Source organism: Sandaracinus amylolyticus, from assembly GCF_021631985.1.
In the GTDB taxonomy this organism is placed as follows: domain Bacteria; phylum Myxococcota_A; class Polyangia; order Polyangiales; family Sandaracinaceae; genus Sandaracinus; species Sandaracinus amylolyticus_A.
In genome coordinates, this window is sequence record NZ_CP070225.1 from 9,965,872 (window position 1) to 9,979,503 (window position 13,632).

The 13,632-nt window shown below is 71.2% G+C and carries 15 protein-coding genes; 7 read left to right on the forward strand and 8 right to left on the reverse strand.

Annotated features, from left to right (window positions below):
- Positions 1-22 precede the first annotated feature (22 nt).
- Both I5071_RS42395 and I5071_RS42400 read right to left on the reverse strand, forming a co-directional pair.
- Positions 23-1,276 carry a YcjF family protein gene (locus I5071_RS42395; protein ID WP_236519096.1) on the reverse strand — a complete coding sequence of 418 codons (1,254 nt, stop codon included), beginning with the start codon at positions 1,274-1,276 and terminating at the stop codon, positions 23-25.
- A 72-nt stretch (positions 1,277-1,348) separates the two neighbouring features.
- On the reverse strand, positions 1,349-2,077 hold the full coding sequence (locus I5071_RS42400; RefSeq protein ID WP_236519097.1) for a ubiquinone biosynthesis protein COQ4: 729 nt from the start codon (positions 2,075-2,077) through the stop codon (positions 1,349-1,351).
- Positions 2,078-2,163: 86 nt separating this feature from the next.
- On the opposite strand from I5071_RS42400, the gene I5071_RS42405 reads away from it, so the two are divergent.
- Complete coding sequence (locus I5071_RS42405) at positions 2,164-2,895, forward strand: TetR/AcrR family transcriptional regulator (RefSeq protein ID WP_236519098.1); 732 nt, start codon at positions 2,164-2,166, stop codon at positions 2,893-2,895.
- On the opposite strand, the gene I5071_RS42410 is transcribed toward I5071_RS42405, so the two are convergent.
- Together I5071_RS42410 and I5071_RS42415 are read right to left on the reverse strand one after the other, a co-directional pair.
- Positions 2,878-3,387 carry a hypothetical protein gene (locus I5071_RS42410; protein ID WP_236519099.1) on the reverse strand — a complete coding sequence of 170 codons (510 nt, stop codon included), beginning with the start codon at positions 3,385-3,387 and terminating at the stop codon, positions 2,878-2,880. The genes I5071_RS42405 and I5071_RS42410 overlap by 18 nt on opposite strands.
- A 128-nt stretch (positions 3,388-3,515) precedes the next feature.
- Positions 3,516-3,974, reverse strand: a complete 459-nt coding sequence (locus I5071_RS42415) for a carboxymuconolactone decarboxylase family protein (protein ID WP_419249694.1) — start codon at positions 3,972-3,974, stop codon at positions 3,516-3,518.
- Between the two features lie 98 nt (positions 3,975-4,072).
- Here I5071_RS42415 and I5071_RS42420 point away from each other — a divergent pair, with 98 nt between their 5' ends.
- The 4 genes from I5071_RS42420 (at position 4,073) to I5071_RS42435 (ending at position 7,817) form a co-directional block, all read left to right on the forward strand.
- Complete coding sequence (locus I5071_RS42420) at positions 4,073-4,930, forward strand: sigma-70 family RNA polymerase sigma factor (RefSeq protein ID WP_236519101.1); 858 nt, start codon at positions 4,073-4,075, stop codon at positions 4,928-4,930.
- 53 nt (positions 4,931-4,983) lie between these two features.
- Positions 4,984-5,592 (forward strand): hypothetical protein, encoded by a 609-nt coding sequence (locus I5071_RS42425; protein ID WP_236519102.1) that lies wholly within the window; start codon positions 4,984-4,986, stop codon positions 5,590-5,592.
- The gene (locus tag I5071_RS42430) at positions 5,580-6,782 is read left to right on the forward strand and encodes a hypothetical protein (protein WP_236519103.1); all 1,203 of its coding nucleotides are present in this window, start codon (positions 5,580-5,582) and stop codon (positions 6,780-6,782) included. The genes I5071_RS42425 and I5071_RS42430 overlap by 13 nt, the downstream gene beginning before the upstream one ends.
- Positions 6,783-6,890: 108 nt before the next feature.
- Positions 6,891-7,817, forward strand: coding sequence for a transposase (locus I5071_RS42435; protein ID WP_236519104.1), 927 nt, complete (start codon positions 6,891-6,893; stop codon positions 7,815-7,817).
- Between the two features lie 21 nt (positions 7,818-7,838).
- On the opposite strand, the gene I5071_RS42440 is transcribed toward I5071_RS42435, so the two are convergent.
- From I5071_RS42440 to I5071_RS42455, 4 genes are all read right to left on the reverse strand, one after another.
- The gene (locus I5071_RS42440; protein WP_236519105.1) at positions 7,839-9,503 is read right to left on the reverse strand and encodes an NAD+ synthase; all 1,665 of its coding nucleotides are present in this window, start codon (positions 9,501-9,503) and stop codon (positions 7,839-7,841) included.
- Entirely contained in the window at positions 9,500-10,054 is a 555-nt protein-coding gene (locus I5071_RS42445) for a hotdog fold domain-containing protein (protein ID WP_236519106.1), read from the reverse strand. The genes I5071_RS42440 and I5071_RS42445 overlap by 4 nt, the downstream gene beginning before the upstream one ends.
- Positions 10,055-10,284: 230 nt before the next feature.
- Positions 10,285-10,944: a TetR/AcrR family transcriptional regulator gene (locus tag I5071_RS42450; RefSeq protein WP_236519107.1), complete on the reverse strand. Its 660-nt coding sequence runs from the start codon at positions 10,942-10,944 to the stop codon at positions 10,285-10,287.
- A 35-nt stretch (positions 10,945-10,979) separates the two neighbouring features.
- The gene (locus tag I5071_RS42455) at positions 10,980-11,423 is read right to left on the reverse strand and encodes a TerB family tellurite resistance protein (protein ID WP_236519108.1); all 444 of its coding nucleotides are present in this window, start codon (positions 11,421-11,423) and stop codon (positions 10,980-10,982) included.
- Between the two features lie 67 nt (positions 11,424-11,490).
- On the opposite strand from I5071_RS42455, the gene I5071_RS42460 reads away from it, so the two are divergent.
- Positions 11,491-13,005, forward strand: coding sequence for an SDR family NAD(P)-dependent oxidoreductase (locus I5071_RS42460; protein ID WP_236519109.1), 1,515 nt, complete (start codon positions 11,491-11,493; stop codon positions 13,003-13,005).
- 56 nt (positions 13,006-13,061) lie between these two features.
- Positions 13,062-13,613: a hypothetical protein gene (locus I5071_RS42465; protein ID WP_236519110.1), complete on the forward strand. Its 552-nt coding sequence runs from the start codon at positions 13,062-13,064 to the stop codon at positions 13,611-13,613.
- Positions 13,614-13,632 lie beyond the last annotated feature (19 nt).

The window sequence follows — 13,632 nt, forward strand, 5'->3', positions numbered from 1 at the left end:
GACCGAGCAATCTAACAGATGGTCACTCGGTCGGCGGGGGCGTTTCGATGGGGGTCGCGGCGTCCGCGGGGAGCTGGAAGCGCGGCGTGCGCGCGCCCGGTCCGTCGACGAAGTAGGCGATCGCGCTGCGGCCGATCGCGAGCGTGCCCGCGCCCGCGACGCTGCCGGAGACGAGCGTGCCCGCGCCGGGGATCAGCTTCACGAGCTGCTGGGCGCCCCAGCGCAGACCGAACGCGGCGCCGCCCATCACGCCGACCGAGCCGAGCCACTCGAGCGCGGCGCGTCGATCCCAGGGCTGGCCCGCGAGGTACGCGACCCCGCTGACCATCACGCCCTGGAGCGGGAGCAGGATGATCGCGTCGGAGAACGGGACCGGCATGAGCCCGACGGTCACCGCGGCCGCGGCGCAGTGGTTCACGATCGTGCGCGCGAGCTCGCGGCGCATCTCGACCGGCACCGCGAGCGCGCGCACTGCCTCGACCTTCGCCTCGTCGGCGAGCGCGTCGTGGATCGCGGCCGCGAGCTCTTCGAGGTTCCAGCGCACCGGGCTCTCGGGGCCGCCGAGCTCGCCGCCCGCGAGCACCGGGATCGGGCGCGCGACCTTGGTGGTGGTGCCGGCCTCGAGCTGCTTCGTGAGCGCGAGCGTGGCGGCGTCGAGGCGCGCGAGATCCTCGGTCGCGAAGCGCACGCCGCCGATCTCCGCGGCCTCGGGCTGCGTCACGCGATCGACGTGGGTGATCACGCCGATGGTCGCGGGGCGCGCGGCCTTGCCCTCGGCGGCGAGCGTCTTCGCCTCGGCGAGCATCGTGTGGATCTGCGCGAGGGTCTCGCGCGCGGCCGCGCCTTCGGTCTCCGGCGCGTCGGCGCGGGCCGCGACGAGGACCACGTCGGGCGCGTTCTCGTCGAGCGCGCGGCGCACCATCGCGAGCCGACCGCCCTCGAGCGGGCCGCTCGCGACCTCGAGCCAGTCGAGGTGCCGGCCGCCGGCGTCGATGCGGATCCACGCGTCGGGCGGCGATGCCGCGTGCTCGCCGAGCGGGAGCGCGGGCAGGCGGAGCAGCGAGTTCGCGAGGCTGGTGCGGCCGCTGCCGCGGGCGCCGATCGCGAGCACGCGCGGGGTGCGGCGGTCGTAGAGCAGCTTGCGCAGGTGGGTGAGGTCCTTCTTCAGCGAGCCGAAGAAGGGCAGGCGATCGACGATCGCGAAGAGGTCGTCGAGCTCACCGTGGTGCGGCGGCGGCGGCGAGGGCGGATGATCGTCGTCGGAGCGGCGGGTCATCGAGGGATGGCATGCACCCCCGAGGGCGGGAGGTGCAAGGGCAACCCGCACGACGCAGGGATTCTTCACGCGTCAGGCGACGGCGCGGATCCCCCACTCCGCGCGCACCGCATCGAGCTCGCGCGAGAAGTGGTCCTCGACGCGGATCGGCGCGAGGAACTTCGCGCGGCGACCATCGCGATAGCCCTCGACCGCCATGCGCACGATGCGCGGATCGGTCACCGAGAAGCGCACGCCCGCGGCGAGCGTGACCGCGGCGGCGCTCGCCATCCCGGTGTTGCCCCACGTGAACGCTTGCAGCGCGACCTCGCCCGCGACGTCGGTCTCGTAGCCCGTGAGCACGTGCCAGAGATCGTGCACCTGACGCATGCGCTGCGAGATGTACGCGGGCACCTCGGGCATGCCGGGCGGGGACTGGAAGAGGTCGGGGTCGAGCCCGTGGGCGTCGAGGAAGCGCGCGTACGCGCCGCCGAGCGTGGTCGCGGGCATCGCGCGGAGCGCGTCGTAGTCGACGGTCGAGCGATCGATCGCCGGGCGCTCGCGCAGCAGGCGCGCGCCCTCGTCGTCGGTGGTGAAGCGCGCGAGGAAGGTCGGGTACGTGCCGCGGTTCACGAGCAGGCCGACGTAGAAGACCTGCTTGGTGTCGTCGGGATCGGCGACCAGCGCGCGCAGCGCGCGGTAGGCCATCGTCGCGCGCTGGAGGGGCGTGCCCTCGAGCGCGACGCGCGCGGCCTCGCGCTCTGCCGGGTCTTCCGGGGCGCTCGGGGCGGGCGCGCTGAGGGGAAGTTCGGTCGCGTGCATCGTCGCCTCCTGTTGTCAGATCTGACAATAGGCGGACGTGTCCTCTTGTCAAGCGTGCCAATACGCCCCGGGCTATCTTCGCGCCGATGGCTCGCACCCCTGCCCGCGGCCGGACGTCACGCGCCGCGGCACCGTCCCCCGAGAAGAGCGCTCCCGAGGAGCGCGGCACACGTCGCCGGCGCAGCCCCGAAGAGGCGCGCCGGCTGATCCTCGATGCCGCGAAGTCGCTGCTCGCGGAGCACGGTCCGGATGCGGTCGGGCTCAAGGAGGTCGCGAAGGCCGCGGGCGTGAGCCACGCGCTCGTGTCGCACTACTTCGGCACGTACGACGCGCTGGTGGAGGCCGCGCTGCGCGAGCACATGCTCGAGACGCGCGCGGAGATGCTGCAGCGCATCGCCGACGTCGCGCACGCGGGGCCGGCCGAGTGGGTGGAGATGTGCTTCGAGCAGGTCGCGCATCCGCTCTCGGGGCGGCTTGTGGCGTGGGCGATCCTCAGCGGGCGCATGGACAGCGAGGACTTCTTCCCGCGTCGCGATCAGGGCATGCGCTTCGTCGCCGATGCGATCGAGGCGCGCGTGCGCGCGCAGCTCGGCGAGGATCGGGTGCCGGCGCGCGAGGACGTGGAGTTCGGGATCCTGCTCGTGTTCTCGGCGGCGCTCGGGTACAGCGTTTCGCGTGCGGTGCTCTGGGAGAGCCTCTCGAAGAAGCCGAGCGCGGAGCGCGATCGATGGTTCCGCGAGAAGCTCGGTGAGCTGGTGACCGACGCGCTGCCGGTCGCGCGCGGGCTCGCGCAGTCGAAGTCAGAACGCGACGACTAGGTACGCGGCGATCAGCGGCGAGAGCGCGAGCGCGGCGATGCGCGCGAGGCGCGTCGATCGACCGTGCGCGCGCAGGAGCGCAGCGGGCAGCCAGAAGAGGCCCATCACGACGAGGCCCGCGGTCGCGCCCAGCTCGGCGGCGCGGATCCATCCGACGCCACTGCCGCTCGCGACGGCGACGCTCACCGCGCTGAGCGCGCCCCAGTTCGCGCCGAGCCCCGCGCCCGCGGCGAGCAGGAGCAGCACCGGGACACGACGCACGCGACGCGAGAGCAGGAGCGGCGCGCACGCGCCGATGAGCGCACCGATCAGCGCGCTGGTCGCGGCGACGGCGAGCGCGCCGAAGAGGCTCGCGCCGAGCATGGTCGCGATCGCGAGCGCGCTCGCGCCGCCGACCCACGCGAGGTCGAGCGCCCATCCGCGCGGTGCGACGAGGCGCTGCTCGAGGTGGTTGGTCTCGGGATCGGGCAGGGTGATCGTCGTCGTCGTCATCGCTCCTCCAAGAAGGTGGCGGGAGCGATGGCAACGCGCGTTCCGTCGTGATCTCTCGGGAGAATGGGGGCTCGCCGCGCGCGGCGCGACAGGACGTCAACGCGGCGCGCGGCGCGTGCGACAGGGCGTCAGCGCGGGATCGAGCCGGCGATCTGGCGCGTCGCGACGTTGAGGCGGTTCCACACGTTCACGTTCGCGATCGCGAGGACGAGCGCGGTGAGCGCGGGCTCTTCGTAGTGCCGCGCGGCCTCGCGCCAGACGTCGTCGGGCACGGGATCGGAGCGATCGCCGAGGCGCGTGACCGCTTCGGTGAGCGCGAGCGCGGCGCGCTCGGCGTCGGTGAAGTACGGGGACTCGCGCCACGCCGAGACCGTGAAGAGGCGCTCGTCGGTCTCGTCGGCGCGCTTCAGGGTGCGTGCGTGCATGTCGACGCAGAGGCTGCAACCGTTGATCTGGCTCGCGCGCAGGTGCACGAGCTCGAGGGTGCGGCGCGGTACGCCTCCCTTCTCGATCGTGCCCGCGAGGGCCTGGAGCGCCTTCATCGCATCGGGGTGGACCATCACGGGGTGCTTCGTGCGTGCCTGCATCGTCATCGTCGGACCTCCTGCTCGTCTGACGGATGGCGGCGCGACGATGTGACCGGTCACATCGAGATCGTTCGATCCGTCATCGAGGTGGAGGAGAGATGAGCGAGCACGACCTGTTGGCGGAGCGGTGGAGCGCGAGCCGGGATCACCTGCGCGGGGTCGCGTATCGGATGCTCGGGTCGCTGAGCGAGGCCGAGGACGCGGTGCAGGAGGCCTGGCTGCGCGTGAGCCGCGCGGACACCAGCACGGTCGAGAACCTCCGTGGTTGGCTGACGACCGTGGTTGCGCGGGTCTGCCTCGACATGCTGCGGTCGCGGAAGTCGCGCCGGGAGGACGCGCTCGAGGTGGAGCGGGGAGGCGAGGGCGACCCCGAGGCCGAGCTGGTGCTGGCCGACTCGGTGGGGCTCGCGCTGCTGGTGGTGCTGGAGACGCTGCCGCCGGCGGAGCGGGTCGCGTTCGTGCTGCACGATCTGTTCGATCTGCCGTTCGACGAGATCGCGCGGATCGTCGATCGCTCGGAGGTCGCGACGAGGCAGCTCGCGAGCCGCGCGCGGAAGAGGGTGCAAGGGCGAGGCGCGCCGGCGGAGACGGCGGTCGAGAAGCAGCGTGAGCTGGTCGAGGCGTTCGTCGGCGCGGCGCGCGGCGGGCGGATCGACGCGCTGATCGCGGTGTTGGATCCCGATGTGGTGCTGCGCGCGGATCGTGAGGCCGTGCCGGCGGGGGTGTCGACCGAGGCGCGGGGGGCCGAGGTGGTCGCGCGGCGCGCGTCGCAGGCTCGCTCGGGGTATGGGCGGCTCGCGCTGGTGAACGGTGCGGTGGGGATCGTCGTCGCCCCGCGGGGGAAGCTGCGCGGGGTGCTCACGTTCACGTTCGGGGGTGGGCGGATCGCGGGGATCGAGGTGATCGCGGCCGCGGAGCGGCTGCGGGGGCTGGAAATTGCGGTGCTCCCCGGGTGACCGGGGTTGGGGAATTCGTTCAGAATCGCGGGTGGGCGGGGGAACGAACCACCGTGCGCGCGCAGCTCGTGGGACTCGCGTTGGTCGCGGCGACCTCGGTGGTGGCCGGGCCCGCGCGCGCGCAGACGGCGGTGCATCCATCGAGCGATGCGCTCTACATCGGGCTGCGCGCCGAGCCCGGGGTCGCGTATCTGGTCGCGTACGATCTCGACATCCTGATCACCGATGCGAGCACCGGGATCTCGCTCGGGCCGTCGGTGTCGATCGCGTTCGGTGGGGACAGCTCGACCGATCTCGGGAGACAGCAGGAGTACCTGATCGCGGCCGATTTCGTGCGCGCGCGTCTGACCGTCGGTCAGGGATACGGGCTGCGCGCGATGGTGCTGATCGGCGCGGGGATGTACCTGGTGGGGCTCCCCGAGCAGGAGCACGGACCCCACGTCGCGCGGCTCGAGGACGGCACCGAGGTTGAGGTTCGCGAGCGTTATGACGCCGCGCTGTTGCCGGGGGCGCTGCTGACGGGTGGGGTCGGCGGCGATTGGTACTTCGACACGCACTGGGGGATCGCCGCGTTCCTGGTGGGGCACGTGCGGCTCGACGATCAGAATCGAATGCCCGCGCTTTGGATCGAATTCGGAGCGGGCATTCGATGGGGCGAGTGAGCGCGGCGATCGTGATCGCGCTCGCCGTGAGCGGGTGCAGCTTCGTCGTGTCGGCGATCCGCGGGGCCGTGGAGTCTTCGAGCACGGGGACGACGTTGGTCGAGTCGCAGCGCGTGCGAGGGTCGACGCGCGGTGGGCCGTCGGGGCTGCGGGCGATCACGTGCGGGAACGCGTCGGGGTCGCCGATGCGCAGCTTCGCGTTCGTGGCGCCGCGGAGTGCGACCTACGTGTTCGAGTCGGCGACGAGCGACTACGACGGAGTGCTCGCGGTGTGGGATCCGAGCGCGGGAGAGCTCGGGTGCAACGACGACTACTCGAGCACTCGAGCGTCGCAGGTGACGGTGACGTTGAGGGCAGGACAGGCCGTCGAGGTGGTGCAGGGCGGGTACTCGGGGGCGGCGGGAGGGTTCGAGATCTGGGTCAATGGCGGGGCTGCGGTGGCGGCCCCGGAGCCGACCGAGGTTGGGCCACCGGCGCCTCCGCAGGCGCTCGCGGCGGGAACGTCGGTGCAGGGCGACACGCGGTTTCGCGCGCCGATCCCGGGGATCGACTGCCCGCCGGTCGGGCCGATGCAGGAGTGGACGTTCACCGCGACCGAGGACGGCGCACAGATGTTCCAGGTGCAGGCGGACTACGACGCGTGCCTGGGCGTGGTGCCCGAGGGCAGCGCGACGTCGATGGCGTGCAACGACGATCACGGTGACGTCACGCGCTCGCAGGTCGTGGTCGACGTGGTCGCGGGGGTGACGTACCGCGTGATCGTGGGTGGGCTCTCGGGGCGCTCGGGCACGTACACGCTGACGTCGACCGCGCTCGCGACCGGTGGGCCGATCACGGTGGGGCAGCCGGTGTTCTTCTCGAGCGGCGCCGCGAGCTCGCAGCCCGATCGATGTGGCGCGCCGGCGGGGTCGGTGGATCGGACGTTCACGTTCCGGCCGCCGGCGGAAGCGTTCTATGCGATCCAGACCGATGCGCCGGGATGGTTGGTGGTGAGCGACGGGCGGCGGGTGCTGGCGTGCGTGTCGCTGGCGGGGCAACGACGGGCGGGGCTCGCGCTGAAGCCGGGGCATCGATACGAGATCGTGATCGAGCTCGGGGCGAGCGATGGGGGCGCGCACTTCGTGTCGGTGGAGCGGGTGGCGCCGGAGGCGCCGGAGTGGCGCGGGGAGGCGGGGGCGGCGCCGTTGTGAGGGGGCGGTGGCGGGTGACGGGGGCCGTCAGTTCCGCCAACCCACGTTGCGGTTTTGTTGGGTTTTGCGGGCTCGCGAGCCGGCCCGACACCTGCCCAGAGCGAGCCCATGACTCAGCCTCGTCTCATCGAGCCCGGCGCCGTGTACCTCGTCACTCGCCGCACCGTGCGCCGTCATCATCTGTTCGCGCCGGGACCGCGGATGAACCGAATCTTCCTCTACACCCTCGCAGTCGCCGCCCAGCGCTCCGGCGTCCAGGTTCATGCGGCGGTATTGATGAGCACGCACGAGCACCTCGTGGTCTCGGATCCCGAGGGTCGTCTCCCCGAGTTCCTCCACTATCTGCACCGTCACGTCGCGTTGGCGACGAAGGTTCTGCGCAAATGGGACGGCGCAGTGTGGGATCACGAGACGACGAGCGTCGTCGAGCTGCGCACTCCCCACGCAGTCATCGAGAAGCTCGCCTATGCGATCGCGAACCCCGTCGCTGCGGCCCTCGTCCCGCGGGCGAGAGACTGGCCTGGCGTGACGACGCGCCCGCACGAGATCGGGACGGCCACGTGGCGCATCGAGCGCCCCGCGGAGTACTTCGCGCCCGACGACGGCAGGTGGCCGCCACACGTCGAGCTGCGCCTCGAGATGCCGCGCGCGGCGCGCGAGCTCGGGATGCGAGACGACGAGCTGCGCGACCTCGTCGCGCACGAGCTCGGAGCGCTGGAATCCGCGGCGCGTGCGAAGGTCCGCGAGACGGGCGGGACGTTCCTGGGCGCCGACCGATGCGCGAAGCTCTCACCATTCCGGCGCGCTCGCTCGTTCGAGTCGATCCGCTCGTTGAATCCGACGTTCGCAGTCGGGCGCGGAAATCACGACGCGCTGCGTGATTCCTACGACCGGGTCCGTGCATTTCGCGCGGAGTACCGACACGCCAGACGATCGTGGCGCGCGGGACGCCGCGATGTCCCGTTTCCCGCCGGTACGTGGCTGATGCGCGAGCAACACGGTGCGGAGGTCGCACCTGCACGACTCGCGGCGTGACGCCTTCGTCGATCGCTCGCTTCAGTACGCCCAGCGCTGCGCGATCGGGATCCGACGTCCCGGCCCGAACGCCTTCTTCGTCACGATGAGCCCCGGCGGCATCTGCCGGCGCTTGAACTCCGCGATCTTGATCATGCGCGCGACCCTCGCGACCACCGCCGGATCGAAGCCGGCCTCGACGACCTCGCGCGTCGAGCGCTGGCCTTCGACCAGCTGCGCGAGGATCGCGTCGAGCACGTCGTAGGGCGGCAGCGTGTCCTGATCGGTCTGGTCGGGACGCAGCTCCGCGCTCGGCGGCTTCGTCAACGTGCTCTCGGGGATGATCTCGCGACCCGCCTGACGATTCACCTCGCGCGACACGCGATAGACGAACGTCTTGTACAGGTCGCTGATCACTGCGAGGCCCCCGGCCATGTCGCCGTAGAGCGTGCAGTAGCCGCACGCGACCTCGCTCTTGTTGCCGGTGTTGAGCAGCATCGCGCCCGCGCGATTCGCGAGCGCCATGAGGATCGTCATGCGCAGGCGCGCCTGCACGTTCTCGAACGTCACGTCGTCGGCAGGCGTGGGGCCCAACGCGGCGAGCGGCGCGCGCAGCAGATCGTCGTAGGGCGCGAAGATCGGCTCGATCGGCACGACCTCGAAGCGCATCCCGAGGTTCGTCGCGAGCGCACGTGCATCGGCGATCGAGTGCTCGCTCGAGTAGCGGCTCGGCATCGCGACGCCGAGTACGCGATCGGGACCGAGCGCACGCACCGCGATCGCCGCGACGAGCGCGCTGTCGATGCCGCCCGACAAGCCCAGGATCGCGCTCTTCATGCCGCATCGCGCGGCGTAGTCGCGCACGCCGAGCGCGAGCGCGTCGAGCGCCGCGGCCTCGTCGGTCTCTGGCCACGCGCGCTGCGGTCCGCCCGGCGCGACGTCGCACACCAGCACGTCGGGCGCGAACGCGGCCGCGCGCGCCCACGTGGCGCCGTCGGGCCCGAGCACGAGCGAGCATCCGTCGAAGATCAGATCGTCGTGGCCACCGACCTGGTTGACCATCACGACCGGGCGCGCGTGCTTCTCCGCGATCGCGGCGAGCATCGCGGAGCGTCCCGCGCGCTTGGTCAGCGTGAACGGCGAGCCTGCGAGGTTGACGATCACGTCCGCGCCCGCGCGCACCACGGCGTCAACCGGATTGCCCTGGTAGCGACGGCCGCGCATCACGGTCACGTCGTTCCACGCGTCCTCGCAGATCGTGATGCCGAGCTTCACGCCGCCGACGTCGACGATCGGATCGCTCGTGCCCGCCTCGAACCAGCGGTCCTCGTCGAACACGTCGTACGTCGGCAGGAGCTGCTTGTGGATCACCTGCGCGATGCGCCCGTCGCGCATCACGAGCACGGAGTTGTGCAGATCGCGGCCGATGCCGCCGGTCGCGCGCGTCGGCGCGCCGACGAGGCAGACGAGATCGGGCGGGAGCGCGCGCGCGAGCGTCTCGCAGGCGCGCTCGACCGCGTCGATGAACGACGGTCGCTCCAGCAGATCGCGCGGGCCGTACGCGGTGATCGCGAGCTCCGAGAAGAACGCGACCTTCGCCCCGCCCTCCTTCGCGCGCCGCGCGGCATCGACGATCGCGGCGAGGTTCCCGTCGAGATCGGCGATCGCGTAGTCGAGCTGACAGAGCGCGATGCGGAGCGGCTTCACGAAGCGCGTCCGTTCCCGTTCGGCTCGCGCTTGGGACCGACGAGCGTGCGCAGCGTGGCGCGCGTGACGACCTCGCCCTTGGCGTCGCGCATCTCGACCTCGACCGCGTACTCGCGCTTCTCGCTGGAAGCAATGCGCGGCGGGCGGCTCTCGGCGGTGATCGTGCCGCGCGCCTTCTTGACGTACTCGAGCGACATGCCGGCGACGATGAAGCGCGCGTCGTCGGGCAGTGCGTACGCGACCGCCACGTTGCCGCAGAGCTCGGCGAGGTTGGCGAGTGCGATGGCGTGCACGCAGTCGAGGTGGTTCCGCACCGGCTTGCGGTCGCGGAGCTCGACCTTCGCGTAGCCCTCGCGGAGCTCGACGACGTGCGCGTGGATCGAGCCGGTGTAGGGCGCGGCGCGGCCGACGAAGCGCGAGAAGAGACGGGTGCCGCCGGGGACGTTGCTGAGGCGATCCCACGCGGTGCGGATGAGGTTGCCGCGGCGCTCGATGTCGGGGCGGAGGACGGAGCCGATCTGCGCGGCCCAGCCGCCGGTGGAGGACGTCATGGCGCGGAGCTTGGTTCGGGGGGCGGCACAGCTGCAAGGGTTCGGCGGTAGGGGCGGGAACCGACCGGGGTTGGGCTTCGTGACCCGTCTTACGGACTCTTCGTTCGAGGCTCGGACCCGACCGTGGTTGAGCTCTGGCGACCCGATCTTTGGAGCCCACACCCGCGGTCGAAAACCGACCGTGGTTGAGCTACCCCCGCGACCTCATTGCATTTTCCGCGCTGCCACCCTCAGCCCGCGTCCTTCTCCAACCCACGCAACAGCAACAGCAGCGCGCTCTCCAGCTCCTGCGCGAAGTCGAACCGCAGCGACCCGACGTCCTCGTGCGAGTCGAGCACCTTCTTCGCGTTGGGCGACACCTCGCAGAGCGCGTGGAGCCCCACGACCAGCGCGTACGTCCGCACCAGCAGGTGCGCACCTCCGCCCGGCCCGAGGAACGCGAGCTTCCGCTCCAGGATCACCCCGATCCGCGCCAATCCCTCGACCAGCTTCCGCTTGAACGCGAGGATCCGCTCGGGATCGGCTTCCTGCTCGAGCACCGAGCCCAGGATCGCCAGCAGTCGCGTCAACGTCGGTCGCTCGACCAGCCCGCTCGCCAGGATCCGCGCCGCCCGCGCGCTCCCCAGCTTCCCGCGCGTCGCCTCGACCTCGCGCTCGAGCCCCTCGATCCACTCGACGAGCAGCGTCTCGGTCAGCGCGAGGAAGAGCGACTCCTTCGTCGGGTAGTAGACGAACACGGTGCCCTTCGCGAGCCCCGCGCGCGCCGCGACGTCGGCGATCTTCACCTGCGTGTAGTGCTGCTCTTCGAACAGCGAGCGCGCCGCGTCGAGCAGCACCCGTCGCCGCTCGTCCTTGTCCTCTTCCTTCCGCGCTCGCAGCACCGTTCGCATCGTGCGCGAAAAGGTAGCTGACCTGCGGTCAGGATTCACGCCTTCGGAGGCGGAGGCGGCACCGAACGCAGGTTCGAGAGGTGCTCGCGCAGATCCTCGATCTCGTAGTCGAGCGTGAGATCCGAGTACTCCGACTCCTTCATGCCGAGCGCCTTCGCGAGCGACACGAGGTACTCGTCCTCCGCGACGTCGACCTCTTCGTCCGCGTCGCGCACCGCCGCGACCAGCTCGAGCAGGCGCCGCTTGCGCTCGGGCTCGGCGCTCGCGAACGCCGCCGCGCTCTCCGCGAGCGAGAAGTCGCCCGGCTCGAAGATCTCGATCCGCTTCTCGATCGACTCGGGCAGCTCGCGTTGATCGAGCAGCTCCTTCAGCAGATCGCGCACGACGTGGATCTCCTCGCCGCTCTTGCTCCCGTCGGCGTGGACCGCGCCGAGCAACAGGTCGGTGATCACGAGGATGCTCTGGCTCGTCTCGCTCATGGGCCGCGAGCGTACAACATCGGTGCGTGCTAGTGCGTCCGCCCCTTCTGTGTGTGGGTGATCGATCGTGAGCGACGAAGCAGCAAAGGACGCGCGCGCCGAGATCGACGCGTGCATCGCGACGCTCGAGCGCATCGTCGAGGATCGCGGGCTGCTCGCCGAGGTCGACGAAGAGACGCGACAGCGCCTGGTGAAGGCCGCGGGCCTCGTCTGCCGTCCCGATCGCGCCGCGCTGCGCAAGATGGCGAAGGCGTTCCGCCGCAAGGAGCGCGACGAGCGCAGGCGCGCCGACGACGAGGTGCTCGACGCGACCGGCATCCGCACGCTCCGCCGCGCGCCGGTGTTCGTCACTCCGCCCGCGCTCCTGCCCGGCACCGAGCCCGACGCGCCGAGCCCGCGCGAGCTGCGCGAAGCGCGCAAGTGCTACGTGTGCAAGGCCGAGTTCACGCGCGTCCACGCGTTCTACGACCAGATGTGCGAGCCCTGCGCGGAGCTCAACTGGCACAAGCGCAACCAGACCGCGGACCTGCGCGGGCGCGTTGCGCTGGTCACCGGAGCGCGCGTGAAGATCGGCTATCACGCCGCGATCAAGCTGCTGCGCGCCGGTGCGCACGTCGTCGTCACCACGCGCTTCCCGCGCGATGCCGCGGCCCGCTACGCGCGCGAGGACGACTTCGAGCAGTGGCGTGATCGCCTCGAGGTGCACGGCCTCGATCTGCGCCACACCCCGAGCGTCGAAGCGTTCTGCGCGCGCATGCTCGAGACGCTCCCGCGCCTCGACTTCATCCTCAACAACGCGTGCCAGACGGTGCGCCGTCCTGCGGGCTTCTATCGCCACCTGATGGAGCTCGAGGGCGCCGGGCACGATGCGGTCGCCGCGCCGGCGCGCGCGCTGCTCGCGTCGTGGGAAGAGCATCGCAAGGCGCGCCACGACACGCTGGTGAAGGAGCGCACCGAGCTCGTGCGCGACGTGGGCCTCGTCGATCCCGCGGCGCTCTCCCAGCTCGAATTGCTCCCCGAGGATCGCGGCCAGGATCTCGCGCTCTTTCCCGCGGCGAAGCTCGATGCGGATCTCCAGCAGGTCGATCTGCGCGGTCGCAACTCGTGGCGCCTCACGCTCGCCGAGGTCTCGAGCGTCGAGCTGCTCGAGGTGCAGCTCGTGAACGCCGTCGCGCCTTTCGTGCTCAACGCGCGCCTGAAGCCGCTGATGCTGCGCGTGCCCACGCGCGACAAGCACGTCGTCAACGTGAGCGCGATGGAGGGGCAGTTCTATCGCGATCACAAGACCGACAAGCACCCGCACACGAACATGGCGAAGGCCGCGCTCAACATGATGACGCGCACGTCCGCCGCCGATTACGTGAAGGACGGGATCCACATGAACAGCGTCGACACCGGGTGGATCACCGACGAGGACCCGCTGGAGATCGCGTCGAAGAAGGTCGAGGAGCACGGCTTCCATCCGCCGCTCGACGTGGTCGACGGAGCCGCGCGCATCGTCGATCCGATCTTCGACGGAGTGAATCGCGGCGAGCACGTGTGGGGGCTCTTCCTCAAGGACTACAAGCCCATCCCGTGGTGACCCGCAGGCCGGGAAATGCTGTCGCACTCGATCGCGCCCAGGTTCGTGGGATGCGCGTGCGAAGGTCTTTCCCGTTGTTCCTGGTGATCGCGGCGGCGTCCGGTTGCTACACATCGCACGACGGGCTCACGGCCCCACCGCGTGACGGAGGGCCCGCGCTCGACGCGGGGATGGTCACGATCGCCGACGCTGCGATGCCGCGGCGCGACGCAGCGGCGGCGCGCGACGCAGGCGCGGTCGTGTGCGATGGCCCGCTGCCGCCCTTCGAGGGGCCCACCTGCGGCCGCGAGACGATCGAGTGCCTGAGCGACTGCACGACGCCCGACTGCACCGAAGGCTGCTTCGCCGGGGACCCCGCGTGCCCCCGCTGCCTCAACGATGCAGTGGTGCGCTGCGCCAACACGATGGGCTGCCAGTCCGACTGGTCGGAGTTCGCGTGCTGCGCCGTCGCATCGGGCGCGTGCGCAGGGCGACGCGGGATCGACCTGCTCCAGTGCGGCGCGCCGGTGTGCCCCGACGAGCTCGAGCGCCTCGGTGCGTGCGTGACCGAGGTGATCGACATGTCGCCCGAGTGCGAGGCCGCCGCCGACGAAGCCTGCGTGCGTTGAGCGAGCCGCGTCGGTTGCC